Source organism: Pseudomonas sp. DSP3-2-3 (assembly GCF_049898225.1).
Classification (GTDB): domain Bacteria; phylum Pseudomonadota; class Gammaproteobacteria; order Pseudomonadales; family Pseudomonadaceae; genus Aquipseudomonas.
On record NZ_JAFCXH010000025.1, the window covers coordinates 1 to 24,871 of the forward strand.

A 24,871-nucleotide genomic window follows, 5' to 3' on the forward strand; every position below is an offset into this window, starting at 1 on the left:
AGATGCCTGCGCTCCTACTGGCCCTTTGAGGCCTTAACGTAATCGGCATACCGCGAGCTCACCCAATGTTGGCCAGAAGCCGATGATGCTTCCTCGAATAGGCCTTATACATAGATGCAACCGGGTAGCAGTGTTCAAAAGCAGGTTGAAAGTGTGGGCGAGTCCATACATAGGAGCGAGGCTTGCCCGCGAATCGGATTTCCAGTCTGAGTGTTCCTCAACTGGGTTGACGCATTCGCGGGCAAGCCTCGTTCCCACAGCGACTAATCAATCATTCAAATAACGCAACAGCGTTCCCTTGCGGAAACTACTGGCATTGACGCCCACAAGTATCCTGCCGTCTGCTTGTTGACGCATTTCAAGCGGAATATCATTAAAGCCACCCACCGGAGTTTCAACTCTTCCAGTTTCCAGGCCACCAAAATTCATATCCGGCGCACCATCACTGTTAAATCGCGCCACATAGATATAAGTGTCATGGGTAGAAACCAGACGCTTTGAACGCCCCGCCACCAATAACTTACCATCATGCTGAAAGTGCGCCGAAACCCATTCTACGGAATACCGCTCATTGATCGGCGTCACCAACAGCGTTCCGTTATTAAAATCCTCATCGGACAAACCGTCAGCGGTAATGCCGATGATAAATCCCTGATCAATAAAACCCTGCTCGGGAATAATCGCCGACGCCGCACCAACCCCCACTAGCGAACCATCTGGACTCAGCGCGATTGAGTTGATGTGCAGATTGTAATCGCCCAGGGAGAACTCGAAAAAGCCTGTGCCCAGCGGGCCGAAGGTTTTATCCAGCTGCCCAGTCTCATCCAGGCGCGCGAACATGCCGCTGGTTGAGCCGCTGCCTTCATGGGTCACCCGCCCAGCGAGCACCACTTTGCCATTAGGCTGGACCACGAAGCCCTTGACCCGCAACGACGCGCCCGGCGGGGCAAAGTCCTTTATGCCGTTACCGTTGAACGACCCGTCCAGCTCGCCCTGAGCGGTGAGCCGGTAAACAATCGCGCTTTCCATTGGGCCCTGCGCAGTCGTTCGCACGCCGGTTGTGCTGGCGAGAATCCGGCCATCCGGCAACTGCTGCAGATCACCGACAAAGGACGCGAGAAAACCGGGCTTCCCGGGTGGCAGGTCCTTGCGCATCAACCCTTGCTCGCCGAACTCTACATCCGCCTCGCCGTTCGCCAGGAACCGCGCCACCAGCAGAACCGGGTCAGCCGACTCCTGACTGCCGGCATAACCCAGCGCCTGCAAGAGAATCTTGCCGTCGGCCTGCACCACCATTCTGGTCGGGATGATCATCTTGAAGTTGACCGGGAATGTGCCCCTGATGACTCCGTCATTGCCGAATGCGGTATCTCTTTGCCCGTCCTCTTGCAGACGGGCGATAAAGTACTCCACCGGATGACTGACTGTTTCGGCGAAATAGCCGCAGGCATAAAGATAACCATCAGCTGTCGCGGCAACTGAAGAAAAGAACAGATCGCGACTTGCCGGCCAGCCCAGCGCGCGCAAAATATCGACCCAGCCAGGAATATTCGGCTGTTGGGTGAACTCAGGATCAAGTTGTCCCGCATAACGCGCAGCAGTATCAATGTTTTCCATAACAGCATCCTTGTTCGAAAATTTTAGAAGTGACGCCCTGCTCTTTTCCAAAGAACAATTTCATCCATGGGGCATCACAATTTTCGGTTTACTCTGATTTAAATGTGGATGCAAATTTTATTGGCTGCTGAATATCCAAGGCGAACCAACTTAATGTAGGAGGGGACTTGTCCCCGAATGCGATGGGCCGGACAACCAACAATGCAGATATCAACGCCGCCTGGGCTGCCGTGTTCGGGGACAAGTCCCCTCCTACCGGTCCTTGACTAAGCGGCGTCTGAAAAGACCCTGCAATCAACCGCGCTGGGCGTTTTTTATCGAGATCTGGTCGTTCAGCGTCCAGAAGTCATACAGCACGCCCACCAGAAACAGCCCGCCTGTGCACAGGTAGATCAGCCCGGTGATCCACTTGCCCATGTACATGCGATGCACGCCGAATACGCCGAGGAAGGTCAGCAGAATCCAGGAAAGGCTGTAGTCCGTCGAACCCGAAGTGAAACGCAGGTCGGCTTCGCGATCCATGGCCGGAATCAGGAACACGTCAATCAGCCAGCCGATACCCAGCAGACCGAGGGTCAGGAACCAGATCGTCCCGGTAACCGGCTTGCCGTAGTAGAAGCGATGCGCCCCGGTGAAGCCGACAATCCAGAGCACATAGCCCATGACCTTGCTGTGGGTGTCGTGCTGCTGCACGCCGTTTTGATAGGTGTTCATTTGCGCCCTCATTTGAGTTGATAGAAAAAAATATTCGTAAAGTTTGTGACTTTTCTGTGTCCATCCGACGTATGGCGGGAACCTCCTACGGATCGGGCAAACCCTTGTAACCAAAGGGATTGGCGTGCCTTTTGAGACAGTTTGTCGCATAAATCGTAACGATTGCGCCGTAATTGAATCGACAAATGGGGTCAGGAATTCACAAAAAGCTGTTATAAAGTTGCGCGCTTACCCACAAGAGCCCTGCCGAATGCGTCCATTTTTCAAGTCATGGCTAACCATCTGCCTATTATTGCCCCTGGCCGCTCATGCCACCAATCGTGAGCAATCCTTACCTGCGAGCTTCTCTGGCTACACGGCGAAAAGTCACTCTTCGCCAACCCTCGCAACCAACCGCACCGAGCCTGCGCCGGTCATTTCTCCACGAGAGCGCAGCACCAAGGCCGCTATTCGTTCAGCCGCCCTGAAGAATTCGAAGAAGACCAGCAGTGTTGCAGTGATTGCGCCTAACGCCAAACAAAGCAACTCGGTGGTCAGCCGCGCGCTCAGCGCCGTCGGCACACCTTACCGTTGGGGCGGCACCACCGCCGGCAAAGGTCTGGATTGCAGCGGGCTGGTCAAATACGCGTTCAACGGCGTCAGTGAAGTCAATCTGCCGCGCACGTCCAATGCCATGGCCGAAGGCCACGGGCAAAAAGTCGACCGCAAGGATCTGAAGCCCGGCGACCTGCTGTTCTTCAACATCAAGAGCCGCAAGGTCAACCATGTCGCCATTTACCTGGGCAACGACCGCTTCGTCCACGCCCCGCGCCGTGGCAAGGCGGTGACTGTCGATACGCTGAAAAAGCCGTATTGGGACAGCCACTACATGGTCGCCAAGCGCGTCCTGCCCAAGCAGAAAGAGCCGTTGCGCATCGTTCAGCGCTGATCTTGAACTGCACCCCAAAAAGTTGGACACCTGGTCCAGACTTTGGGGTGCGGTTTATCTAGCGGGACCGGCTTTAGCCGGGAAGGCGTCGTGTCTGGCCACACAGATGCATCGCCCTATTCCCGGCTTGGACACCGATTCGCGGGCAAGCCTCGCTCCAACAGGCCGTCTACTCAGAAATTGTCCGGCACCTTGGCTTTTTCCCGCGCACTTTCGCGGGTTACCAGGCCGCGGGTGACCAGATCCTTCATGCACATATCCAGCGTCTGCATGCCCAGCGAGCCTCCGGTCTGAATCGCTGAGTACATCTGTGCGACCTTGTCCTCGCGAATCAGGTTCCTGATCGCCGGCGTACCCATCATGATTTCGTGCGCGGCAATCCGCCCGCCGCCAACCTTCTTCAGCAGGGTTTGCGATACCACGGCATGCAGCGACTCGGACAACATCGAACGAATCATGGATTTTTCCTGCGCCGGAAACACGTCGACGATCCGGTCGATGGTCTTCGCGGCAGACGTGGTGTGCAGCGTGCCAAACACCAGGTGGCCGGTTTCCGCAGCCGTCAGCGCCAGGCGAATGGTTTCCAGGTCGCGCAGCTCGCCCACCAGAATCACGTCCGGGTCTTCCCGCAGCGCCGAGCGCAAGGCTTCCGAGAAGCCGAGGGTATCGCGGTGCACTTCGCGCTGGTTGACCAGGCACTTCTTGGACTCGTGAACGAATTCGATCGGGTCTTCGATAGTCAGGATGTGGTGATGCTTGTTGCAGTTCAGATAGTCGACCATTGCCGCAAGGGTCGTCGACTTGCCGGAACCGGTCGGTCCGGTGACCAGCACCAGGCCGCGCGGCACGTCGGTAATCTTGCGAAACACTTCTCCCATCCCGAGATCTTCCATGCTCAGGATCTTCGAAGGAATGGTCCGGAACACCGCGCCCGCGCCACGGTTCTGGTTGAACGCGTTGACCCGGAAGCGCGCCACGCCCGGGACTTCGAAGGAAAAGTCGGTCTCCAGAAGCTCTTCGAAGTTCTGTCGTTGCTTGTCGTTCATGATGTCGTAGATCAGCTCCTGGACCTCTTTGGCGCTCAGGGCTGGCAGGTTGATCCGCCGCACATCGCCATCGACCCGGATCATCGGCGGCAGGCCAGCAGAGAGATGCAAGTCCGATGCGCCTTGCTTGGCACTGAAGGCCAGCAGCTCGGTAATATCCATACAGCTCCTCAATCACATAGAATGCCGCAGACTTTAGCCCTGCTGGCGCAAATCAATGTCCACGATAGCAGCGAACATTTCAACGCTCGGCGCACGAATTAACGCAGCCGCCCTTGCCGCCCAACGCGATCCAGCCGCCATAGGCCTGCTCGCGGTCAGCAAGACCAAGCCGGCCAGCGCCTTGCGCGAAGCCTATGCGGCGGGTTTGCGTGACTTCGGCGAAAACTATTTGCAGGAAGCCCTGAGCAAACAGCTCGAATTGGCCGACCTGCCCTTGTGTTGGCATTTCATCGGCCCCATTCAGTCGAACAAGACTCGTGCTATTGCCGAGAATTTCGCCTGGGTGCATTCAGTGGATCGTTTGAAAATCGCGCAACGTCTGTCTGAGCAACGTCCTGCGGACTTGCCACCGCTTAATATCTGCATTCAGGTCAATGTCAGTGGCGAAGCCAGCAAGTCCGGCTGCACGCCCGCTGATTTACCGGCGCTGGCCGCCGCGATCAGTGCCTTGCCGCACCTGAAACTGCGCGGTTTGATGGCCATTCCCGAACCGACCGAAGACAACGCGGAACAAAACGCGGCCTTTGCTGCGGTACGTTCGCTGCAGGATTCGTTGAATCTGCCACTCGACACCCTTTCCATGGGCATGAGCCACGACCTGGAGGCCGCCATCGCACAAGGCGCAACCTGGGTGCGGATCGGTACTGCCCTGTTTGGCGCCCGTGACTACGGCCAGCCATAACCTTCCCCTCTCAAGGAACCCGACATGAGCAAGACTCGTATTGCCTTTATCGGCGCCGGCAACATGGCCGCCAGCCTGATCGGCGGACTGCGCGCCCAGGGCGTGGAAGCCGACTCGATCCGCGCCAGTGATCCCGGCGCCGAACAGCGCGGCAAAATCGCCGCTGAACATGGCATCGTGGTGGTGGCCGATAACGCCGAAGCCATCGAAGGCGCGGATGTCGTGCTGATCGCGGTCAAGCCGCAGATGATGAAAGCCGTTTGCGAAGCCCTGCGTCCAAGCCTCAAACCCAATCAATTGGTGGTTTCGATTGCTGCCGGCATCACTTGCGCCAGCATGAGCCAATGGCTGGGCGCGCAACCCATCGTGCGCTGCATGCCCAACACGCCGGCGTTGCTGCGTCAGGGCGTCAGCGGTTTGTACGCCACGGCTTTGGTGAGCCAGGCGCAGCGTGAACAGGCCGAGCAGTTGTTGTCGGCAGTTGGCATTGCCCTGTGGCTCGACGAAGAACAGCAACTGGATGCAGTGACGGCGGTATCGGGCAGCGGCCCGGCGTATTTCTTCCTGTTGATCGAGGCCATGACGGCGGCGGGCGTGAAACTCGGCCTGCCGCAGGAAGTGGCCTCGCAGCTGACGCTGCAAACCGCGCTGGGCGCCGCGCTGATGGCCACCGGCAGCGATGTTGACGCTGCCGAACTGCGTCGTCGGGTAACCTCGCCAGCGGGCACCACAGAAGCTGCAATCAAATCATTCCAGGCCGGGGGCTTCGAAGCCCTGGTCGAAACCGCACTCACTGCCGCCGCACAGCGTTCGGCAGAGATGGCCGAACAGCTGGGCAAGTAACCTTCCAGGCCTTTGAGGAACAGAACCGATGATCGGACTGAACACCGCTGCAATCTACATCCTGCAAACCATCGGCAGCTTGTACCTGCTGATCATTTTGCTGCGCTTCGTGCTGCAACTGGTACGGGCGGACTTCTACAACCCGTTGAGCCAGTTCGCCGTGCGCGCCACCCAGCCGCTGCTCAAGCCGCTGCGCCGGATCATCCCCAGCCTGTTTGGCCTGGACATGTCGTCTCTGGTGCTGGCGATCATCGTGCAGCTGATTTTGATGGCCCTGACCCTGTTGCTGGCCTATGGCACCACCGGTGATCCGCTGCATCTGCTGCTCTGGGCAATCATTGGCGTGACGGCGCTGTTCCTGAAGATTTTCTTCTTCGCCCTGATCATCAGCGTGATCCTGTCCTGGGTCGCCCCGGCCAGCCACAACCCTGGTGCGGAAATGGTCAACCAGATCTGCGAGCCGATGCTGGCCCCGCTGCGCAAGATTCTGCCTAACCTGGGCGGTCTGGATATCTCGCCGATCCTGGCGTTCATGGTCCTCAAGCTGCTGGACATGCTGGTTATCAACAACCTGGCGGCAATGAGCATGATGCCGGATGTGCTGCGTTTGCTGATCTGATTTTCGGCGTCTGGATAATCGCTTTCGCGAGCAAGCTCGCTCCCACAGGTATCACATGCTCCGTGGGAGCGAGCTTGCTCGCGAAGATGTCCACACAGACACTGGAAGATCATTTGCCCTACCCCCCCATGGTCTTTAGACTTACGCCTCATTTAAGCGAGAGCAGGGTCGATGTCCACGGTCTTTCCCGAAGATTCTGTCGGTCTAGTCACGCCGCAACTGGCGCATTTCAGCGAGCCTCTGGCCCTGGACTGTGGTCGTTCCTTGCCTGCCTACGACCTGATTTACGAAACCTATGGCGAACTCAACGCCGCGCGCAGCAATGCCGTGCTGGTGTGCCACGCCTTGTCCGGCCACCACCACGCAGCGGGTTTCAATAGCGTCGACGAGCGCAAACCCGGCTGGTGGGACAGCTGCATCGGTCCCGGCAAGCCCATCGACACCCGCCGTTTCTTCGTGGTCAGCCTGAACAATCTGGGCGGCTGCAACGGCTCCACCGGCCCGAGCAGCATCGATCCGGAAACCGGCAAGCCGTTCGGCGCGAATTTCCCGGTGTTGACCGTTGAAGACTGGGTTCACAGTCAAGCCCGTCTGGCTGATCTGCTGGGCATCGAGCAATGGGCCGCTGTGGTCGGCGGCAGCCTGGGCGGCATGCAGGCGCTGCAATGGACCATGACGTACCCCAATCGCGTTCGCCATTGTCTGGCCATCGCTTCGGCACCCAAGCTGTCGGCGCAGAACATCGCCTTCAACGAAGTGGCGCGTCAGGCGATCCTGTCCGACCCGGAATTCCATGGTGGCGACTTCCAGGAATTCGGCGTGATCCCCAAACGCGGCCTGATGCTGGCGCGCATGGTCGGGCACATCACGTATCTGTCCGACGATTCCATGGGCGAGAAATTCGGCCGTGGGCTCAAAAGCGAGAAGCTCAACTACGACTTCCACAGCGTCGAGTTCCAGGTTGAAAGCTATCTGCGTTATCAGGGTGAAGAGTTCTCCGGGCGTTTCGACGCCAACACTTACCTGCTGATGACCAAGGCGCTGGACTACTTCGACCCGGCTGGCGCATTCAACGACAATCTGGCGGCGACGCTGGCCAACGTCACCGCCGAGTTCTGCGTGATTTCGTTCACCACCGACTGGCGCTTTTCCCCAGCCCGCTCCCGGGAACTGGTGGATGCGCTGATGGCGGCGAAGAAGAACGTCTGTTACCTGGAAATCGACGCGCCCCAGGGCCACGACGCCTTTCTGATCCCGATCCCGCGCTACTTGCAGGCTTTCTCCAGCTACATGAACCGCATTGCACTTTGAGGAAGCCATGAGAGCTGACCTGGAAATCATCCAAGAATGGATCCCTGCGGGCAGCCGCGTGCTCGACCTCGGTTGCGGCGACGGCGAACTGCTGGCCTGGCTGCGGGACAACAAGCAAGTCACCGGCTACGGCCTGGAAAACGACGCCGATAACATCGCCCGCTGCGTGGGCAAGGGTGTCAATGTCATCGAGCAGGATCTGGACAAGGGCCTGGGCAACTTCGCCAGCAACAGTTTCGACGTCGTGGTCATGACCCAGGCGCTGCAAGCGGTGAGCTACCCGGACAAGATCCTCGACGAAATGCTCCGCGTCGGCCGCCAGTGCATCATCACCTTCCCCAACTTCGGTCACTGGCGCTGCCGCTGGTACCTGGCGAGCAAGGGCCGCATGCCGGTATCCGACTTCCTGCCTTACACCTGGTACAACACGCCTAATATTCACTTCTGCACCTTCGAAGACTTCGAAGACCTGTGCCGGGGCCGCCACGCGCGGGTCATTGATCGGCTTGCGGTAGATCAACAGCATCGACATGGTTGGGCCAGTAAGCTATGGCCTAACCTGTTAGGTGAGATCGGCATCTATCGGGTCAGCAGTCCGGGCCTGCAAGAGCACCAGATTGCGATTTGAGTCACCTCATGACAGGAGAACGAACATGCGCCGCCTAGCTGTCTTTTTATGCACCTTGTGCCTGGCATTGCCGCTAATGGCTGCCGACAACGCCAAGCCCGAGCGCAAAGAACAATTCGGTGAGCTGACCGTGCACTACAACGCGTTCGCTTCCAGCGTCCTGCAACCGGCCATCGCTGAAGCTACCGGCCTGATTCGCAGCAAGAATCAGGGCGTGCTGAACATCGCAACGGTCAAGGCCGGCAAGACTATTCCCGCCAATGTCACGGGGGCTGTAAAGGATCTGACCGGACGGGAAAAAACCCTCACCTTCAAGCAGATCAACGACAAGGGCGCGGTCTATTACATCGCGCAGTTCCCCGTTGATCCGAACGCGTCAGCGATCTACACCTTCACCGTCAACGTAAAGGCCGGTGACGATGTCGCACACTCGTTCAGCTTCAACCAAGAAATCTACTCAGGCGACTAATGACTTTCCCGCAGCTCGTATTGGCCAGCCACAACGCCGGCAAACTCAAAGAACTCCAGGCCATGCTCGGCGACAGCGTGCAATTGCGCTCGATTGGTGAGTTCAGCCAGGTCGAGCCGGAAGAAACCGGCCTGTCGTTTGTCGAAAACGCGATCCTCAAGGCGCGTAACGCGGCGCGCATCTCCGGTATGCCCGCTCTGGCGGACGACTCGGGGCTGGCGGTGGATTATCTGGGCGGCGCGCCGGGGATTTATTCGGCGCGCTATGCCGACGGGCTCGGCGACGCGGCGAACAACGCCAAATTGCTGGATGCGCTCAAGGACGTACCCGAAGAGCAACGCGGCGCGCAGTTCGTCTGCGTGCTGGCCTTGGTCCGTCACGCTGATGATCCGCTGCCGATTCTTTGCGAAGGCCTGTGGCACGGGCGCATTCTGACCGCTGCGAGTGGCGCGCATGGTTTCGGTTATGACCCGTTGTTCTGGGTTCCGGAGCGCGATTGCTCCAGCGCCGAACTGAGCCCCGTCGAGAAGAACCAGTTCAGCCATCGCGCCCGCGCCATGGCGATTCTGCGCCAGCGCTTGAGTTTGAAATGAGCCACGACGCACCCGCACAACCGCTGTTTCTCGGCGAAACCGGCTTTTCCTCCACCGGTCCGAGGGCCGCGCTGCCGCAACTGCCGCCGTTGTCGCTGTATATCCATATTCCGTGGTGCGTGCGCAAATGCCCGTATTGCGATTTCAATTCCCACACCGCCAGCCCGGTGCTGCCGGAAGCCGAATACATCGACGCGTTGCTGGCCGACCTGGATCTGGATTTGCCCAATGTCTACGGTAGGGAACTGAGCTCGATCTTCTTCGGCGGCGGCACGCCGAGCCTGTTCAGCGCCGATGCACTGGGCCGCTTGCTCAAGGGCGTCGAACAGCGCATTCGCTTCGCCAGCGACATCGAAATCACCCTGGAAGCCAATCCGGGCACCTTCGAGCAGGTCAAGTTCAGCGCCTATCGCGGGCTGGGCATCAATCGCCTGTCCATCGGCATCCAGAGCTTCCAGGAAGCCAAACTCAAGGCGCTGGGCCGGATTCACAACGGCGACGAAGCAATTCGCGCCGCCGACATGGCGCGTCAGGCCGGTTTCGACAACTTCAATATGGACCTGATGCACGGCCTGCCGGATCAGTCGCAAAGCGATGCCTTGGGCGATCTGCAACAAGCCATCGATCTGGGTCCGACGCATTTGTCCTGGTATCAACTGACGCTGGAGCCGAACACCGTGTTCTGGAACCAGCCGCCCGTGCTGCCCGAAGACGACATTCTCTGGGACATTCAGGAAGCCGGACAATTGCTGCTCGCCGAAAACGGTTACGCGCAGTACGAAGTCTCGGCTTACGCACAACCCGGCAGACCGGCGCGGCATAACCTTAATTACTGGAGTTTTGGCGACTTCATCGGCATCGGCGCGGGCGCCCACGGCAAGCTCAGCCATCCGGACGGACGCATCGTGCGGACCTGGAAAACCCGTCTGCCCAAGGATTACCTCAACCCGGCCAAGCCATTCAAGGCCGGGGAAAAGCTGCTCAGCGTCGAAGAGCTGCCGTTCGAATTCCTGATGAATGCCCTGCGCCTGACAAATGGTGTGGACGCTGCATTATTTCGCCAGCGCACCGGTCTAAGCCTCGATTCGCTGGCCAGCGCCCGTCAGCAAGCCGAACAACGCGGCCTGCTGCTGCCTGATCCGACACGACTGGTCGCCACGCCCCAAGGCCAGCTGTTTCTCAATGACTTGCTGCAATACTTTCTAATCTAAGGACCCTGCATGGATTTCATCTTCGACCTGCTCGCCACTGCCTCCCGTTGGAGCCGCAGCAACCTTTCGGAAATCGCGCTCGCGCTGGTGGGCTGTTTGCTGGTGCTGTTTGGCGCGGACTTCAAGGGCTGGGTCGAACAACGCATCAGCAGCTTCGCAGGCGCATTGCGCATCCCGCTCATGGCGTTGCTGGTCACTCTCGGCAGCGGCGCAGCGTTGATCTACGCCACCCCGTGGGTGATTCGCGGGCTAAGCCAGTTCAACAACTACAGCCTGGCGCCGGTATTGGTGGTGGTGCTGGTGTTGATCGGGGTTGTTGCGGACAGGAAGTGACCAACAAGCAAGATCACCCCACATTTGTGGGAGCGAGCTTGCTCGCGAAGGGGTTTGTCAGACTCCAGATATCTATTAGATGTACTGGCCTATTCGCGAGCAAGCTCGCTCCCACAATTAATCGATCTTCTCAAACTTCAAATCCCAAACCCCATGCCCCAGGCGTTCGCCACGGCGTTCGAATTTGGTGATCGGGCGTTCAGTTGGGCGTGGGACGCATTTGCCGTCTTCGGCCAGGTTGCGATAACCCGGCGCGACGTTCATCACTTCCAGCATGTACTCGGCATAGGGTTCCCAGTCAGTGGCCATGTGCAGCACGCCGCCTACCTTGAGCTTGCTGCGCACCAGTTTGGCAAATTCAGGCTGCACGATGCGGCGCTTGTGGTGACGGCTCTTGTGCCATGGATCGGGGAAAAACAGCATCAGGCGATCGAGGCTATTGTCGGCGATGCAACGGTTGAGCACTTCGATTGCGTCGCAATCGTAGACCCGCACGTTGGTCAGGCCTTGAGTCAGCACGCCATTGAGCAGCGCGCCGACGCCCGGATTGTGCACTTCGACGCCGATGAAGTCCTGATCCGGCGCAGCCGCCGCCATCTCCAGCAGGGAATGGCCCATGCCGAAGCCGATTTCCAGGGTGCGCGGCGCAGAGCGGCCAAACACCTGATCGTAATCCACGGGCGCATCGGTCAGCGGCAGAACGAACAGCGGGCGACCTTGATCCAGACCACGTTGCTGGCCTTCAGTCATGCGCCCGGCGCGCATCACGAAACTCTTGATGCGCCGGTGTTGGCGTTCTGCGCCTTCTTCTGCAACAGGCAACTCGGGTGGAACGTGCGAATCAGTCATCAACGAGCTCTATATCAAACGACACATTATCTATTTGACCGTGGGACCGGCTTTAGCCGGGAAAGGGCCAGTACATCCGACGAAATTCTTTGATCAGAATGACGCCTTCCCGGCTAAAGCCGGTCCCACGGTAGGAGTCCTACCGAATCAGGCCATCCAGCGGCGAGGACGCGCTGGCATAAAGTTTTTTCGGCATGCGGCCGGCAAGGTAGGCCATGCGGCCGGCAATGACGGCGTGTTTCATGGCGGCGCCCATCAGGATCGGGTCCTGCGCGTGGGCGATGGCCGAGTTCATCAGCACCGCTTCGCAGCCCAGCTCCATGGCGATGGTGGCGTCGGATGCAGTACCGACACCAGCATCGACCAGCACCGGGACTTTGGTTTCTTCGAGGATGATCTGCAGGTTGTACGGATTACAGATCCCCAGGCCGCTGCCAATCAAGCCGGCCAGCGGCATGATCGCGATGCAGCCGATCTCCGCCAGTTGTCGGGCAATAATCGGGTCATCGCTGGTATAAACCATCACGTCGAAGCCTTCCTTGACCAGCACTTCGGCGGCCTTGAGGGTTTCGATCACGTTGGGGAACAAAGTCTTCTGGTCCGCCAGTACTTCGAGCTTGACCAGATTCTTGCCGTCGAGCAGCTCACGGGCCAGGCGACAGGTGCGCACGGCGTCAATGGCATCGAAGCAGCCAGCGGTGTTCGGCAGGATGGTGTAGCGGTCCGGCGGCAGGATATCCAGCAGGTTCGGCTCGCCCGGATTCTGGCCCAGATTGGTCCGGCGCACCGCGACCGTGACGATCTCGGCGCCAGAAGCTTCGATAGCCAGGCGGGTTTGTTCCATATCGACGTATTTGCCGGTACCGACCAGCAGGCGCGACTCGAAAGTCCGACCGGCCAGGGTGAACGGCTTGTCGCTGCGAACGTTGCTCATGGGAAATCCTCTTGGAAGGTTTCTAGCAGATTGAAATCACTGCGTGCCGGGGACTAGCCGCCGCCGATGGCGTGGACCACTTCGACCTGATCGCCCTCGCTCAAGACCGTAGACACATGCTGGCTGCGCGGCACGATATCCAGGTTCAGCTCGACCGCAACACGACGCCCGGCAAGATCAAGGCGGGTCAGCAGTGCCAGGACGGTTTCGCCATCCGGCAGTTCAAGGGGTTCGCCGTTCAACTGAATGTGCATGCGCGATTGCAGCCATCATTTTAGGGGCGAGCATTCTAGCCCGATCAGCCGGTATGACCAAGGCAAAGCCACGCCATTCGTCTCGGCATCGGTCAGAACGGCTCGTTGCCCCGGCGCCGGAACCATCCGGTCAACGACAGCCGCTCGCGGGTCGAAGGCATGACCTCGTGAGGGATTTCACCGGACAGGAACACCACCAGACAACCGCCGGTGGGCTGCACGTCGTATTGCGTTTCATCTTGCAGCTCATTTTTAAGATACATGCGCAGCTGGCCGCCGTGCTCGGGCAACCAGGCCTGATTCAGATAAAGCACAGCCGAAACCATGCGCCGGTCGTCATCACGAAAGCGGTCGACGTGCTTGCGATAGAAAGCGCCGGGCGGGTACAGCGCGAAATGACTTTCGTAGTCTTCAAGGCCGAGAAACAGTCCGCGATTGAGCGCCAGACGCAGGCTGTCCATCAGTTCCAGATAGCGGTCGCAGACCTCGACCTGCCCGGCTTCGAGCCACTGGATATGATCGCCACGAATACCTTCGCGCACTTCCTGGAACGGCCCGCGACCCACGCCAGCGGGGGCCAGTTCGCCTTCGGCGGCGCGTGTGTGGCACTCGCTCGCCAGCTCGCGGGTCAATGTTTCAGGCAGGAAAATATTCTGCTGCGACCAGCCGTGGGCAGCCAGGTCGTCAACGATTCGCAGCAGCAACGGGTGATCAGGGGCAATTCGCATCGCGCATAGTATCCATATGCCCGCAAATCCAACAGTACCGGTGATGCAGGGATTGCCAACTCAATTAATTTTCACGTGGCAAGGGAAGTCATAACTCGACAAATCCCCGCCAGCACCCGGAGAATAGCGACCTGCCGACAGGAGTCCCTATGCGCCGTTTGTTTGTTTTGCTGTTGATGTTCTGCACTTTGCCTGCCTGGGCAGACAGCTATGACCAGTTATACAAGGTCGCCGGTTGGCCAGAACAACGCGCGCATTTCAACGATGCCCTCAAAGCAGCCCAACAACGATATCGCAATAGCCTGCCGCCCGCGGTGTATCAGGCGCTGGTCGATAACAGCAACCAGCGCTTCGGCCCGCAGGCCATGGATCAGCGTGCCGAAAAGCGTTTGCGTGAAACCCTGCGCGATCCCAACCCTGCCCTGCAATTCTTTCAATCGCCACTGGGCATGAAAATCGTCAACGCCGAGCTGACCGCAACCCGCGCCGATCAACTGGCAAAAAACGCTCAGGGCCTGCCGCATATCGAAGCTGACGCCACCCGCCAACTATTGATCGGCCATTTGGCGCAGGCTCTGCCCGCCAAGGAAGCAGGTGCCGAAATCAGCCTGGCGATTGCCGGTGTGGCGGCCGACAGCCTGAGCCAGATGATCCCCGGTTTGATGGGCGGCGCAGGTGGCCAGGGGCAAAGCATGCTCGACGGCCAGCGCCAACGCCTGATGACGCAAATCGCCGCCGACATGAACAACACCCTGCTGTACGTCTACCGCGACCTGTCCGACCCGGAGCTGGAAGAATTCTCGAACTTCGCCGAATCCCCCGATGGCAAAGCCTATTACCAGGCCGCACTGGCCGCGATCCGCGCAGGACTGGCGGTCGGGCAAAGCGCTTCGAGCCTGGCGCCGAGTCAGTAAACCTGACTGTTTGAAGCCGCCAGCCCCATCTTCTGCTCTATGGACGCGAAATAGCGCGCGCGCAACTCCGGCAGTTCATTGGCCAGATGATGGCGGGCTTCGCTGAGCATGAGGATTTGCGGGTGGTTGAATTTTTCGTTGAGCACGCCCAGGTTATGACTCCAGTCAACGGTCATGTCGGCTTCGCCCTGGATGATGATCGGGCTGCGGGAGCTGCGCGGCGCTGATTCTATGCGTTCGATCCAGCGTGCCAGGGCGCCGACCCATGCGGTGGGCAGACGCCGCGCTTGCAGCGGGTCGGCCAGCAGGAATGGCAGGAAAGTCGGCGCATTGGAGTTTTCGCTGAAGCGTCGGGCGATGCCTTTGACGAAGGGTTTGAGCAGGTAATAGCTGAGCTTCGACCAGCCCCAGGCGCGCGGCCGAACCAGCGGCGCGAGGAGGATCACCTGACCTTGGGCCGGGCTTTTCTCGCCCTGATTGAGCACGTGATCAATCACAATCGCCCCGCCCGTACTTTGTCCCAGGAGATGCCAGGGCTGCGGTAACTGCAAGGTGGAGGCTTCTGCGAACAAGCGCTGCAGCACCAGCTGATACTCCGCGAAGTCGTTGATGCTGGCGCGCGGGCCGCCGGACAAACCGTGCCCCGGCAAGTCGCAGGCGATTACCGCGAAGTTCATGCTCAGCCCCCACTCGATCACATGCTTGAACAGACCCATGTGGTCATAAAAGCCGTGTAGCAGGAACAGCGTCGCCACCGGTTGCTCGGGAAGCCAGACCTGAGCGACGATTTCATAACCTGCCACGTCCATGCGGCCCAGCCAACTGCGCGTCGGGCCTTTCGGGCCCAGTCCGGCAATGCTGTAAAAGCGCTGGTAGGCGAGTCCCTCGACTGACAGCGGCTGCATCGCGCTCAACGGTTGCAGGCTGGCACGCAGGGAATTGGGGTCGAACGTGGCGGTCATGAAAATTCCAGAACAAACGGCGTGGCGAAATGCGCTGTGCCGATATTCATCTGTATCCCTTGGCGTGGCAAGCTACGCCACCTCAAACAGAAGCGTCTGACATGAAACTGATCCGCCGCAACACATTGTTCAGCTGGCTGCTTGCGCTGGTCTGCGCAGCCGGACTGTGGGCGGCGTACGACTGGTTTCAGGGACGTTACTTGCGCGCGTTCAGCGATCAGACCGCGCTGTTCGCCGGCGACGCGCTGCGTCTGCCCGCCGAGCTGGCCGGGCCGGGGCGAATCCGCCTGGTGCATTTCTGGGACCCGGCTTGCCCGTGCAATGTCGGCAATCAGCAGCATCTCGGGGAATTGATCGAGCGCTTTGGCAGCGACATTGTTGGGAGCAGCGGCGTGGATTTCTATTCGGTGCAGAAACCCGGCAGCCACGGCCAGTTGCCGGAAACCCTGAGCGCCATCAAGCCATTGAGTAGCCTGCCCGGCGCCGAGCAAATCACCGCCAGCCCTGCGGTTGCGATTTGGGATCGGGAAGGCAAGCTCGCCTATTTCGGGCCGTACAGCGAAGGGCTGACCTGCAATTCCAGCAACAGCTTCATCGAGCCGATCCTGCAAGCCCTCAGCTCCGGCCGCCCGGTGGACGCCACGCATACCATGGCGGTGGGGTGTTATTGCCCGTGGTTGCCATGAAAAAACCTGTGGGAGCGAGCTTGCTCGCGAAGAGGTCAGTACAGTAGGCACATTGCTGTTGTCTGAAATATTGTCTTCGCAAGCAAGCTTGCTCCCACGAGTTCGCGCCCGCCTAATTATTCATAGAGAAGCTGGATGAAACGCAGTCTGACTATCCTTGTATTCATCATTGCCCTCGTTGCAGGCGGCGGCGCCTGGTTCATCCACCTCAAACAGCCAGTGCGCGATGGCGAAATTGCGCTCGCGCATCTGCAAGCGCCGGTCAGCGTGCGTTATGACGAGCGCGGCGTGCCGCATATCCGCGCCGAAAACGAGGCCGATCTGTATCGCGCCCTGGGTTATGTGCATGCCCAGGATCGGTTGTTCCAGATGGAAATGATGCGGCGACTGGCGCGTGGCGAGCTGGCCGAGGTGCTTGGCCCCAAGCTGGTGGGCACCGACAAGCTGTTCCGCAGTCTGCGCATTCGCGAGCACGCCGACGCTTATGTCGCGCGCCACGACCAGAACACGCCAGCCTGGAAAGCCCTGCAAGCCTATCTGGACGGCATCAATCAATATCAGGACGGCCACGCCAAACCGCTGGAATTCGATTTACTCGGCATTCCCAAGCGACCGTTCACGGCTGAAGACACGCTGAGCGTCGGCGGTTATATGGCCTACAGCTTTGCGGCGGCGTTTCGTACCGAACCCTTGCTGACCTTCGTGCGCGACACGCTTGGCCCTGAATACCTGAAAGCCTTTGATCTGGACTGGCAGCCCCAAGGCGCACTCAGCCAGGCGCCAACTCTTGCTGACAGCGACTGGAAGTCCCTCAACCAACTGGCATTCCTCAGCAATCAGGCGCTGGAACAAGCCGGTCTGCCGCAATTCGAGGGCAGCAATGCCTGGGCGGTTTCCGGCATTCGCACGCAAAGCGGCAAGCCGCTGCTGGCGGGCGATCCGCATATTCGCTTTTCTACTCCGGCGGTGTGGTACGAAGCGCAGCTCTCCGCGCCGGGTTTTGAGCTGTACGGCCATCATCAGGCGCTGAATCCGTTCGCATCGCTGGGCAACAACATGGATTTCGGCTGGAGCCTGACCATGTTCCAGAACGACGATCTGGATTTGATCGCCGAAAAGGCCAATCCGGAAAATCCCAATCAAGTCTGGTACCACGGCCAATGGGTCGAGATGACCAGCAGCCAGCAGCAGATTGCGGTCAAGGGCGAACAGCCGGTGACGCTCACCCTGCGCAGCTCGCCCCACGGCCCCATCGTCAATGACGTGTTGGGCGCGACGGCGGGCAAGACGCCGATTGCCATGTGGTGGTCTTTCCTTGAATCGGAGAATCCGATCCTCGAAGGCTTTTATGAAGCCAATCGTGCCGACACCCTGGAAAAAATGCGCGGCGCTGCCGAGAAGATCCAGTCGCCGGGGCTGAACATCGTCTGGGCCAACGCCAAGGGCGATATCGGTTGGTGGGCGGCGGCGCAATTGCCGATTCGCCCCGAAGGCGTCAACCCCAACTACATTCTGGATGGCAGCACCGAGCAGGCAGACAAACTGGGCTTTTACCCGTTCAGCGCCAACCCGCAGGAAGAGAACCCGACTCGCGGTTACATCGTGTCTGCCAACTTCCAGCCGACTTCGCCCACGGGCATGTCGATCCCCGGCTATTACAACCTCGCCGACCGTGGGCAACAGCTCAATCGGCAGTTGAGCGATTCGGCGCTGAAGTGGGATGTGGACAGCAGCAAGAAGCTGCAACTGGGCACGCAGACCGAGTACGCCTCACGCATTCTCACGCCATTGATTCCGGTATTGCGCAGCGTGATCAGCGATCCGGAAGAAAAGGCTTTGGTGGAACGGCTGGCCAGCTGGAAAGGCGATTATTCGCTGGATTCAGTCGGCGCGACGTTGTTCAACCAGTTCCTGTTCGATCTCACCGAAGAAACCTTTCATGACGAACTGGGCGATGGGCTGTTCGAAACCTTGCTCTCGACTCGGGTCATCGATGCCGCTTTGCCTCGTGTCGCCGCCGATGCCAGCTCGCCATGGTGGAACAATCGCAATTCCCCGGCGCCGGAGAGCCGCGCCAACACGGTGAAAGTCGCCTGGCACGCCAGCGTTTCACATCTGAAATCCACCTATGGCGTGAACCCGGATGAATGGCTGTGGGGCAAGGCGCATACCCTGACGCATGCACATCCGCTGGGTTCGCAGCCGCTATTGGGGCAACTGCTCAATGTCGGGCCGTTTGCCGCGCCCGGCACTCATGAAGTCCCGAACAACCTTTCCGCGCGCATCGGCCCCGCGCCATGGCCGGTGACCTACGGCCCATCAACCCGGCGCATCATCGACTTCGCCGACCCGGCGCACAGCGTGGGTATCAACCCGGTCGGGCAAAGCGGCGTGCCGTTCGACAAACACTATTCGGATCAGGCACAGACCTACATCGACGGCGGCTATGTGCCGCAGTATTTGAGCGAAGGGGATGTTGCGGGGCATACAGAAGGGACGTTGCGGTTGGTGCCGGGCCGATGAAATATTCGGTCCACCGTGGGACCGGCTAAAGCCGGGAAGAGGCCGGTACATCCGATGTCCGGCGTGGGGGACCGGCTTTAGCCGGGAAGGCAGTACATTCGATGCCCGGCGTGTGGGACCGGCTTTAGCCGGGAAGAGGCCGGTACATCCGATGCATTTTTTGCGTCAGAAATACCGCCTTCCCGGCTAAAGCCGGTCCCACGGTTTCAGCCCATCAAACCGGCGCAGCCGTCCGGCGTGGATCGGGCTGTTTGTAGGTGTCGGCGGCGCTTTCCTCGATGGCTTGCTGAATGGCTTTCCTGCGCAGGTTTTCCGCGCGGCGGCTGAAGAACCAGACCAGGAAGGTCGCCATGGAAACCGCCAGCAGGATCAGACTCGCCACGGCGTTGATTTCCGGCTTCACGCCCAGACGCACGGCGGAGAAGACTTCCATCGGCAAGGTCGTGGAGCCAGGCCCGGAGACGAAGCTCGCCAGTACCAGATCGTCCAGCGACAAGGCGAACGACATCATCGCGCCTGCTGCCAGCGACGGCGCGATCATCGGGATGGTGATCAGGAAGAACACCTTCCACGGCCGCGCACCGAGATCCATTGCTGCCTCTTCGATAGACAGGTCCAGCTCACGCAGACGCGCCGACACCACTACCGCGACATACGCCGCGCAGAACGTGGTGTGGGCGATCCAGATCGTGACGATGCCGCGTTCCTGTGGCCAGCCAATCAGTTGCGCCATGGCTACGAACAGCAGCAGCAATGACAGACCGGTAATCACTTCCGGCATTACCAACGGCGCAGTCACCAGGCCGCCGAAGAAGGTGCGGCCCTTGAAGCGGGTGATGCGCGTCAGCACGAACGCCGCCATGGTCCCCAGCGCAACCGCTGCGATGGCCGTGTAAGTGGCGATCTCCAGCGAACGCATTACCGAGCCCATCAGTTGCGTGTTATCCAGCAGGCCGACATACCACTTCACCGACCAGCCGCCCCACACCGTCACCAGCTTGGAGGCGTTGAACGAATAGATGACCAGAATCACCATCGGCGCATAGATGAACAGCAGACCGAGGACCAGCATCATGTTCGAGAATCGAAAGCTTCTCATGCCTTGCCCTCCAGCTCTTTAGCCTGACTGCGGTTGAACAGAATGATCGGCACGATCAGGATCAACAGCATGACCACCGCCAGCGCGGACGCCACGGGCCAGTCGCGGTTATTGAAGAATTCCTGCCACAGCACGCGACCAATCATCAGGGTTTCCGGGCCACCCAGCAGTTCAGGAATGACGAACTCGCCCACCACCGGAATGAACACCAGCATGCAGCCGGCAATCACGCCGTTCTTGGACAGCGGCACGGTGATTTTCCAGAAGCTGTTGAAGGTGCTCGAACCCAGGTCCGATGCGGCTTCCAGCAGGCTTGGATCATGTTTCACGAGATTGGCGTACAGCGGCAGAATCATGAACGGCAGGTACGAATACACCACGCCGATATAGACCGCGAGGTTGGTGTTGAGAATCTGCAAAGGCTCGTCGATAAAGCCCAGCCACATCAGGAAGGCGTTAAGCAGGCCGTTGTTGCTGAGGATGCCCATCCACGCATAGACCCGGATCAGGATTGCGGTCCAGGTCGGCATCATGATCAGCAGCAGCAAAACCGTCTGCATTTCCTTGCGTGCCGTGGCAATGCCGTAGGCCATGGGAAAGCCGATCAACAGGCACAGCAGCGTGCTGAAGAAGGCCATTTTCAGCGAACCCAGATACGCTGAAATATACAGGTCGTCGCCGGTCAGCAGCGCGTAGTTGGCGAAGTTGAGGATCACTTCGAACTTCTGCTCGGCGTAACTGAAAATCTCGGTATACGGCGGGATTGCGACGTCAGCTTCAGCGAAGCTGATCTTGATGACGATTATGAATGGCAAGGCGAAGAACAGGAACAGCCAGAGGAACGGCGCGCCGATGACCATCTGCCGGCCACCGGGGGTTATTCGATTGAGTGCTCGTTTTATTTTTCGGATTTTCATGAGCGCAGCACCACGCCGCTGTCGTCTTCCCACCAGACGAATACTTCATCGCCCCAGGTAGGCCGCGTACCCTGACGTTCGGCGTTGGCCACAAACGACTGGACCAGCTTGCCGCACGGCAGCTGCACATAGAACACCGAGTGGCCGCCCAGATAGGCGATGTCGTGAACCTTGCCCCGGGACCAGTTGTACTCGAAGGACGGCTGCTCGGTGGTAACCAGCAGTTTTTCCGGACGCAGCGCGTAGGTGATGCGCTTGTCTTCCACCGAAGTGGTGACGCCGTGGCCGACATAGATGCTGCGTTCCAGCTCCGGGGTGCTGATCAACGCGTGGCCTTCGGCGTCGTCGATGACCTCGCCTTCGAACAGATTGACGTTGCCGATGAATTCACAGACCAGACGGCTGGTCGGGGTTTCGTAGATGTCGATGGGGCTGCCGATCTGCGCGATCCAGCCCAGGTGCATGATCGCGATGCGCTCGGCCATGGTCATGGCCTCTTCCTGATCGTGGGTCACCATCACGCAGGTCACGCCGACCCGCTCGATGATTTCCACCAGCTCCAGTTGCATCTGCGAGCGCAGTTTCTTGTCCAGCGCGCCCATGGGTTCGTCGAGCAGCAATAATTTGGGCTTCTTGGCCAGGGAACGCGCCAGCGCGACCCGCTGCCGTTGACCACCGGACAATTGATGCGGCTTGCGGCGCGCGTACTGGGTCATCTGCACCAGCTTGAGCATTTCTTCGACGCGGGCCGTCACTTCGGCTTTCGGCAGTTTGTCCTGCTGCAGACCGAAAGCGATGTTCTGCTCGACGGTCATGTGCGGGAACAGCGCGTAGGACTGGAACATCATGTTGATCGGACGTTCGTACGGTGGCATGTCGGTAATGTCGACGCCATCCAGGTAAATCCGGCCTTCGGTAGGTCGTTCGAAACCCGCCAGCATGCGCAACAGCGTGGACTTGCCCGAACCCGAACCGCCCAGCAGGGCGAAAATTTCGCCCTTGTTGATTTGCAGGGACACATCGTCCACCGCAATCGTCTCGTCGAATTTCTTCGTGACCCGATCGATCTTGACCAGCACCTGCTTTGGTTGCTGACCGCCTTCGAGTGATTTCTTGTAGGCGCCGGAGGCAACTGCCATGGGTGAAACTCCCAACAGATTCGCAACCCGACCAATGCAGCCGGGCGCTGGATTTTTATTTGCCCGACTTGACCTTGGTCCAGCTGCGGGTCATCAGACGTTGCACCTTGGGTGGCAGCTCGCTGTTCACGAACAACCGGTCCAGGACGGCCTGCGATGGGTAAACCGCCTCATCGGTACGAATTTCCTGATCCATGAACTCACTGGATTTCGGGTTCGGGTTGGCGTAACCGACCTGATCGCTGACTTTGGCGATCACTTCAGGCTTGAGCAGGTAATTGATGAAAGCGTGAGCTTCCTTGACGTTTTTGGCGTCGGCCGGAATCGCCAGCATGTCGAACCACAGATTGCCGCCCTCTTTGGGCACCGCATAGGCGATGTTCACACCTTTGCCCGCTTCGGCCGCACGGGCCTTGGCCTGGAACACATCACCGGAGAATCCGGCAGCAACGCAGATGTCGCCGTTGGCCAGGTCGGTAATATATTTCGACGAGTGGAAATAAGTGACGTAAGGACGTACCGCCATCAGCTTGGCTTCGGCCTTTTTGTAATCGGCCTCGTTGGTGCTGTTGGGGTTCAGGCCCATGTAATTGAGCACCGCCGGAAGCATTTCATCGGCGGAATCGAGGAAGGCCACGCCGCAACTCGACAGCTTCTTGATGTTCTCAGGCTCGAACAGCATGGCCCAGGAATCGATCTTGTCGACGCCCAGCACGGCTTTGATTTTGTCGACGTTGTAACCGATGCCGTTGGTGCCCCACAGATACGGCACGGCGTATTGATTGCCGGGATCGTTTTTTTCCAGACGCTTGAGCAGCGCCGGATCAAGGTTCTGATAGTTGCTCAGCTGCGCTTTATCCAGCTTCTGGAACGCGCCGGCCTTGATCTGTTTGCCGAGGAAGTGATTGGACGGCACCACCACGTCGTAACCGGTGCGCCCGGCCAGCAGCTTGGCTTCCAGGGTTTCGTTGGAGTCGAATACATCGTACATCGGCTTGATATTGCTGGCGGTTTCGAAGTCCGCCAACGTTGTCGTGCCGATGTAATCGGACCAGTTATAAATATGCACGACGGATTCTGCCTGGGCACCGACCGTAAGGGTCAGAGTGGCAGCGGCGAGCATGGATTTGGCAAATAAAGAAATAGACACGTGAACATTCCTTCTTCTGTATGGGGTCTGGTGCCCGTGTCGCTGAGCTGAGCATCGTGGGTCGGCGAACCGGCGCGCAACTTACCGTTGATGACCGCGGACTGCAAAAAAACATTATATGACAATGGTTTGGGTGGAGCTGCAGGAGCTCCAGATCGCTCGTAGGACCGGTTTCAGCCGGGAGGGCGTTATTCCTGCATACATCGTGTGAATGTACCTACGCCCTCCCGGCTGAAGCCGGTCCTACAGAGGCTGATTAACCCGTTTTACTTACCCGATTTAATCTTGGTCCAGCTGCGGGTCATGATCCGCTGGGTCGCGGCTGGCAAATCGGCGATGGCGTACAGTTTCGCCAACACATCAGCTGGCGGGTAAACGCCCGGGTCGCTGGTGATGTCTTTGTTGACCAACGGGGTCGACGCTTCGTTGCCGTTCGGGAAATGCACTTCGTTGGTGATCTCAGCCATGATTTCCGGCTTCATCAGGAAGTTCATGAACTTGTAGGCGCCTTCGACGTTTTCGGCATCCTTGGGAATGGCGACCATGTCGTAGAAGCTGCCAGCACCTTCTTTGGGAATGTTGTAGCTGACCTTGACCTTGCCACCGGCTTCTTCAGCCCGGGATTTTGCCTGGTAAATGTCACCCGAGTAACCGACCGCGACGCAGATGTTGCCGTTGGCCAGATCGGAGATGTACTTGGACGAGTGGAAGTAACCAATCGATGGACGAATTTTCAGGAACAGCGCTTCGGCTTCGGCCAGCTGCTTCTTGTCCTGGGAGTCGGTTGGATAGCCCAGGTAATGCAGGGCAATCGGCAACATTTCGGTTGGCGAATCCAGGAAGCTGATGCCACAGGATTTCAGCTTGGCAGCGTTCTCAGGCTTGAACAGCAAATCCCAGGAGTTGGTCGGCGCATCGGCACCCAACGCAGCCTTGACCTTGTCCGGGTTGAAGCCGATACCGATCGAGCCCCACATGTACGGGAAGGCGTGTTTGTTGTCCGGGTCGCTGACCGATACAGCCTTGAGCAGCGCGGTATTCAGGTTTTTGTAGTTAGGCAGCCTGGACTTGTCCAGCTCCTGATAGACGCCGGCCTTGATCTGCTTGGCGAGAAAATTGTTCGACGGCACGACGATGTCGTAACCGGATTTACCGGCCAGCAGCTTGGCTTCGAGGGTTTCGTTACTGTCGAACACGTCGTAGACGACTTTGATGCCCGACTCTGCTTCAAATTTGGAAATGGTGTCCGGTGCGATGTAATCGGACCAGTTGTACACGTGCAGCACTTTGTCATCAGCCTGAGCAGCGGCGGCCACAACGCCCATCAGGGACAGTGCCAGGAGGGTCTTGCCAAATTTTTTCATGTATACAGCTCCAGTGTTGTTAGGTAGCGGCTTCTGACCATAAGTCTACGACAAGTCTTGTGGGACCGGCTTCAGCCGGGAAGAAGCCGGTGCATTCATGTCGTCTTCCCGGCTAAAGCCGGTCCCACAGGTAATG

The 24,871-nt window shown here is 59.0% G+C and carries 26 protein-coding genes; 13 read left to right on the forward strand and 13 right to left on the reverse strand.

Going from position 1 to position 24,871, the window contains the following annotated elements; all coding sequences use genetic code 11:
* Nucleotides 1–267 precede the first annotated feature (267 nt).
* Together ACP7E4_RS23230 and ACP7E4_RS23235 are read right to left on the reverse strand one after the other, a co-directional pair.
* Nucleotides 268–1,617, reverse strand: a complete 1,350-nt coding sequence (locus ACP7E4_RS23230) for a hypothetical protein (RefSeq protein WP_426117880.1) — start codon at nucleotides 1,615–1,617, stop codon at nucleotides 268–270.
* A gap of 294 nt (nucleotides 1,618–1,911) precedes the next feature.
* Nucleotides 1,912–2,331, reverse strand: coding sequence for an NINE protein (locus tag ACP7E4_RS23235; RefSeq protein WP_426117881.1), 420 nt, complete (start codon nucleotides 2,329–2,331; stop codon nucleotides 1,912–1,914).
* A 250-nt stretch (nucleotides 2,332–2,581) separates the two neighbouring features.
* On the opposite strand from ACP7E4_RS23235, the gene ACP7E4_RS23240 reads away from it, so the two are divergent.
* On the forward strand, nucleotides 2,582–3,259 hold the full coding sequence (locus ACP7E4_RS23240) for a C40 family peptidase (RefSeq protein WP_426117882.1): 678 nt from the start codon (nucleotides 2,582–2,584) through the stop codon (nucleotides 3,257–3,259).
* Between the two features lie 173 nt (nucleotides 3,260–3,432).
* Here the strand turns inward: ACP7E4_RS23240 and ACP7E4_RS23245 are convergent, their stop codons facing one another.
* Nucleotides 3,433–4,467 carry a type IV pilus twitching motility protein PilT gene (locus tag ACP7E4_RS23245; RefSeq protein ID WP_426117883.1) on the reverse strand — a complete coding sequence of 345 codons (1,035 nt, stop codon included), beginning with the start codon at nucleotides 4,465–4,467 and terminating at the stop codon, nucleotides 3,433–3,435.
* Nucleotides 4,468–4,522: 55 nt separating this feature from the next.
* On the opposite strand from ACP7E4_RS23245, the gene ACP7E4_RS23250 reads away from it, so the two are divergent.
* The 9 genes from ACP7E4_RS23250 to ACP7E4_RS23290 all read left to right on the forward strand — a co-directional run bounded on the left by ACP7E4_RS23250 (nucleotide 4,523) and on the right by ACP7E4_RS23290 (nucleotide 11,216).
* Complete coding sequence (locus ACP7E4_RS23250; protein ID WP_426117884.1) at nucleotides 4,523–5,209, forward strand: YggS family pyridoxal phosphate-dependent enzyme; 687 nt, start codon at nucleotides 4,523–4,525, stop codon at nucleotides 5,207–5,209.
* Nucleotides 5,210–5,233: 24 nt separating this feature from the next.
* Nucleotides 5,234–6,052, forward strand: coding sequence for a pyrroline-5-carboxylate reductase (gene proC, locus ACP7E4_RS23255; RefSeq protein ID WP_426117885.1), 819 nt, complete (start codon nucleotides 5,234–5,236; stop codon nucleotides 6,050–6,052).
* Nucleotides 6,053–6,080: 28 nt separating this feature from the next.
* Nucleotides 6,081–6,671: a YggT family protein gene (locus tag ACP7E4_RS23260; protein WP_020291792.1), complete on the forward strand. Its 591-nt coding sequence runs from the start codon at nucleotides 6,081–6,083 to the stop codon at nucleotides 6,669–6,671.
* Nucleotides 6,672–6,842: 171 nt separating this feature from the next.
* On the forward strand, nucleotides 6,843–7,982 hold the full coding sequence (gene metX / locus ACP7E4_RS23265; protein WP_020291791.1) for a homoserine O-succinyltransferase MetX: 1,140 nt from the start codon (nucleotides 6,843–6,845) through the stop codon (nucleotides 7,980–7,982).
* 7 nt (nucleotides 7,983–7,989) lie between these two features.
* Nucleotides 7,990–8,610, forward strand: a complete 621-nt coding sequence (gene metW, locus ACP7E4_RS23270) for a methionine biosynthesis protein MetW (RefSeq protein WP_426117886.1) — start codon at nucleotides 7,990–7,992, stop codon at nucleotides 8,608–8,610.
* A 25-nt stretch (nucleotides 8,611–8,635) separates the two neighbouring features.
* The gene (locus ACP7E4_RS23275; protein ID WP_426117887.1) at nucleotides 8,636–9,079 is read left to right on the forward strand and encodes a DUF4426 domain-containing protein; all 444 of its coding nucleotides are present in this window, start codon (nucleotides 8,636–8,638) and stop codon (nucleotides 9,077–9,079) included.
* Nucleotides 9,079–9,672: an RdgB/HAM1 family non-canonical purine NTP pyrophosphatase gene (gene rdgB, locus ACP7E4_RS23280; RefSeq protein ID WP_426117888.1), complete on the forward strand. Its 594-nt coding sequence runs from the start codon at nucleotides 9,079–9,081 to the stop codon at nucleotides 9,670–9,672. Before ACP7E4_RS23275 ends, rdgB begins: the two co-directional genes overlap by 1 nt.
* Entirely contained in the window at nucleotides 9,669–10,883 is a 1,215-nt protein-coding gene (hemW, locus tag ACP7E4_RS23285; RefSeq protein ID WP_426117889.1) for a radical SAM family heme chaperone HemW, read from the forward strand. Before rdgB ends, hemW begins: the two co-directional genes overlap by 4 nt.
* Before the next feature lie 9 nt (nucleotides 10,884–10,892).
* The gene (locus ACP7E4_RS23290) at nucleotides 10,893–11,216 is read left to right on the forward strand and encodes a DUF3392 family protein (RefSeq protein WP_020291786.1); all 324 of its coding nucleotides are present in this window, start codon (nucleotides 10,893–10,895) and stop codon (nucleotides 11,214–11,216) included.
* 117 nt (nucleotides 11,217–11,333) lie between these two features.
* Here the strand turns inward: ACP7E4_RS23290 and trmB are convergent, their stop codons facing one another.
* From trmB to ACP7E4_RS23310, 4 genes are all read right to left on the reverse strand, one after another.
* Nucleotides 11,334–11,981 (reverse strand): tRNA (guanosine(46)-N7)-methyltransferase TrmB, encoded by a 648-nt coding sequence (gene trmB, locus ACP7E4_RS23295; protein WP_426117957.1) that lies wholly within the window; start codon nucleotides 11,979–11,981, stop codon nucleotides 11,334–11,336.
* A gap of 223 nt (nucleotides 11,982–12,204) precedes the next feature.
* On the reverse strand, nucleotides 12,205–12,999 hold the full coding sequence (locus ACP7E4_RS23300; RefSeq protein ID WP_426117890.1) for a thiazole synthase: 795 nt from the start codon (nucleotides 12,997–12,999) through the stop codon (nucleotides 12,205–12,207).
* A gap of 53 nt (nucleotides 13,000–13,052) precedes the next feature.
* Complete coding sequence (gene thiS, locus ACP7E4_RS23305) at nucleotides 13,053–13,253, reverse strand: sulfur carrier protein ThiS (protein ID WP_426117891.1); 201 nt, start codon at nucleotides 13,251–13,253, stop codon at nucleotides 13,053–13,055.
* A 92-nt stretch (nucleotides 13,254–13,345) separates the two neighbouring features.
* A complete protein-coding gene (locus ACP7E4_RS23310; RefSeq protein WP_426117892.1) occupies nucleotides 13,346–13,981 on the reverse strand; it encodes a 2OG-Fe(II) oxygenase in 636 nt (211 codons plus the stop codon).
* Nucleotides 13,982–14,130: 149 nt separating this feature from the next.
* Here ACP7E4_RS23310 and ACP7E4_RS23315 point away from each other — a divergent pair, with 149 nt between their 5' ends.
* Nucleotides 14,131–14,895 carry a DUF2059 domain-containing protein gene (locus tag ACP7E4_RS23315; protein ID WP_426117893.1) on the forward strand — a complete coding sequence of 255 codons (765 nt, stop codon included), beginning with the start codon at nucleotides 14,131–14,133 and terminating at the stop codon, nucleotides 14,893–14,895.
* Here the strand turns inward: ACP7E4_RS23315 and ACP7E4_RS23320 are convergent.
* A complete protein-coding gene (locus ACP7E4_RS23320) occupies nucleotides 14,889–15,857 on the reverse strand; it encodes an alpha/beta hydrolase (RefSeq protein ID WP_426117894.1) in 969 nt (322 codons plus the stop codon). The two genes, ACP7E4_RS23315 and ACP7E4_RS23320, sit on opposite strands and share 7 nt — an antisense overlap.
* A 101-nt stretch (nucleotides 15,858–15,958) precedes the next feature.
* On the opposite strand from ACP7E4_RS23320, the gene ACP7E4_RS23325 reads away from it, so the two are divergent.
* Nucleotides 15,959–16,543: a DUF6436 domain-containing protein gene (locus ACP7E4_RS23325; RefSeq protein WP_426117895.1), complete on the forward strand. Its 585-nt coding sequence runs from the start codon at nucleotides 15,959–15,961 to the stop codon at nucleotides 16,541–16,543.
* A gap of 135 nt (nucleotides 16,544–16,678) precedes the next feature.
* The gene (locus tag ACP7E4_RS23330) at nucleotides 16,679–19,066 is read left to right on the forward strand and encodes a penicillin acylase family protein (protein WP_426117896.1); all 2,388 of its coding nucleotides are present in this window, start codon (nucleotides 16,679–16,681) and stop codon (nucleotides 19,064–19,066) included.
* Nucleotides 19,067–19,280: 214 nt separating this feature from the next.
* Here the strand turns inward: ACP7E4_RS23330 and ACP7E4_RS23335 are convergent, their stop codons facing one another.
* From ACP7E4_RS23335 to ACP7E4_RS23355, 5 genes are all read right to left on the reverse strand, one after another.
* Nucleotides 19,281–20,165: an ABC transporter permease subunit gene (locus ACP7E4_RS23335; RefSeq protein WP_426117897.1), complete on the reverse strand. Its 885-nt coding sequence runs from the start codon at nucleotides 20,163–20,165 to the stop codon at nucleotides 19,281–19,283.
* Nucleotides 20,162–21,082 carry an ABC transporter permease subunit gene (locus tag ACP7E4_RS23340; RefSeq protein WP_426117898.1) on the reverse strand — a complete coding sequence of 307 codons (921 nt, stop codon included), beginning with the start codon at nucleotides 21,080–21,082 and terminating at the stop codon, nucleotides 20,162–20,164. The genes ACP7E4_RS23335 and ACP7E4_RS23340 overlap by 4 nt, the downstream gene beginning before the upstream one ends.
* Entirely contained in the window at nucleotides 21,079–22,221 is a 1,143-nt protein-coding gene (potA, locus tag ACP7E4_RS23345; protein WP_426117899.1) for a polyamine ABC transporter ATP-binding protein, read from the reverse strand. Before potA ends, ACP7E4_RS23340 begins: the two co-directional genes overlap by 4 nt.
* Nucleotides 22,222–22,276: 55 nt before the next feature.
* Complete coding sequence (locus ACP7E4_RS23350) at nucleotides 22,277–23,371, reverse strand: polyamine ABC transporter substrate-binding protein (RefSeq protein ID WP_426117900.1); 1,095 nt, start codon at nucleotides 23,369–23,371, stop codon at nucleotides 22,277–22,279.
* Between the two features lie 266 nt (nucleotides 23,372–23,637).
* Nucleotides 23,638–24,735 (reverse strand): polyamine ABC transporter substrate-binding protein, encoded by a 1,098-nt coding sequence (locus ACP7E4_RS23355; protein WP_426117901.1) that lies wholly within the window; start codon nucleotides 24,733–24,735, stop codon nucleotides 23,638–23,640.
* Nucleotides 24,736–24,871: the final 136 nt, after the last annotated feature.

Coding starts and splice junctions, on each gene's coding strand:
- ACP7E4_RS23230 (WP_426117880.1), bottom strand. CDS start 1,617: ATGGAAAACATTGATACTGCTGCGCGTTATGCGGGACAACTTGATCCT.
- ACP7E4_RS23235 (WP_426117881.1), bottom strand. CDS start 2,331: ATGAACACCTATCAAAACGGCGTGCAGCAGCACGACACCCACAGCAAG.
- ACP7E4_RS23240 (WP_426117882.1), top strand. CDS start 2,582: ATGCGTCCATTTTTCAAGTCATGGCTAACCATCTGCCTATTATTGCCC.
- ACP7E4_RS23245 (WP_426117883.1), bottom strand. CDS start 4,467: ATGGATATTACCGAGCTGCTGGCCTTCAGTGCCAAGCAAGGCGCATCG.
- ACP7E4_RS23250 (WP_426117884.1), top strand. CDS start 4,523: ATGTCCACGATAGCAGCGAACATTTCAACGCTCGGCGCACGAATTAAC.
- proC (WP_426117885.1), top strand. CDS start 5,234: ATGAGCAAGACTCGTATTGCCTTTATCGGCGCCGGCAACATGGCCGCC.
- ACP7E4_RS23260 (WP_020291792.1), top strand. CDS start 6,081: ATGATCGGACTGAACACCGCTGCAATCTACATCCTGCAAACCATCGGC.
- metX (WP_020291791.1), top strand. CDS start 6,843: ATGTCCACGGTCTTTCCCGAAGATTCTGTCGGTCTAGTCACGCCGCAA.
- metW (WP_426117886.1), top strand. CDS start 7,990: ATGAGAGCTGACCTGGAAATCATCCAAGAATGGATCCCTGCGGGCAGC.
- ACP7E4_RS23275 (WP_426117887.1), top strand. CDS start 8,636: ATGCGCCGCCTAGCTGTCTTTTTATGCACCTTGTGCCTGGCATTGCCG.
- rdgB (WP_426117888.1), top strand. CDS start 9,079: ATGACTTTCCCGCAGCTCGTATTGGCCAGCCACAACGCCGGCAAACTC.
- hemW (WP_426117889.1), top strand. CDS start 9,669: ATGAGCCACGACGCACCCGCACAACCGCTGTTTCTCGGCGAAACCGGC.
- ACP7E4_RS23290 (WP_020291786.1), top strand. CDS start 10,893: ATGGATTTCATCTTCGACCTGCTCGCCACTGCCTCCCGTTGGAGCCGC.
- trmB (WP_426117957.1), bottom strand. CDS start 11,981: ATGCGCGCCGGGCGCATGACTGAAGGCCAGCAACGTGGTCTGGATCAA.
- ACP7E4_RS23300 (WP_426117890.1), bottom strand. CDS start 12,999: ATGAGCAACGTTCGCAGCGACAAGCCGTTCACCCTGGCCGGTCGGACT.
- thiS (WP_426117891.1), bottom strand. CDS start 13,253: ATGCACATTCAGTTGAACGGCGAACCCCTTGAACTGCCGGATGGCGAA.
- ACP7E4_RS23310 (WP_426117892.1), bottom strand. CDS start 13,981: ATGCGAATTGCCCCTGATCACCCGTTGCTGCTGCGAATCGTTGACGAC.
- ACP7E4_RS23315 (WP_426117893.1), top strand. CDS start 14,131: ATGCGCCGTTTGTTTGTTTTGCTGTTGATGTTCTGCACTTTGCCTGCC.
- ACP7E4_RS23320 (WP_426117894.1), bottom strand. CDS start 15,857: ATGACCGCCACGTTCGACCCCAATTCCCTGCGTGCCAGCCTGCAACCG.
- ACP7E4_RS23325 (WP_426117895.1), top strand. CDS start 15,959: ATGAAACTGATCCGCCGCAACACATTGTTCAGCTGGCTGCTTGCGCTG.
- ACP7E4_RS23330 (WP_426117896.1), top strand. CDS start 16,679: ATGAAACGCAGTCTGACTATCCTTGTATTCATCATTGCCCTCGTTGCA.
- ACP7E4_RS23335 (WP_426117897.1), bottom strand. CDS start 20,165: ATGAGAAGCTTTCGATTCTCGAACATGATGCTGGTCCTCGGTCTGCTG.
- ACP7E4_RS23340 (WP_426117898.1), bottom strand. CDS start 21,082: ATGAAAATCCGAAAAATAAAACGAGCACTCAATCGAATAACCCCCGGT.
- potA (WP_426117899.1), bottom strand. CDS start 22,221: ATGGCAGTTGCCTCCGGCGCCTACAAGAAATCACTCGAAGGCGGTCAG.
- ACP7E4_RS23355 (WP_426117901.1), bottom strand. CDS start 24,735: ATGAAAAAATTTGGCAAGACCCTCCTGGCACTGTCCCTGATGGGCGTT.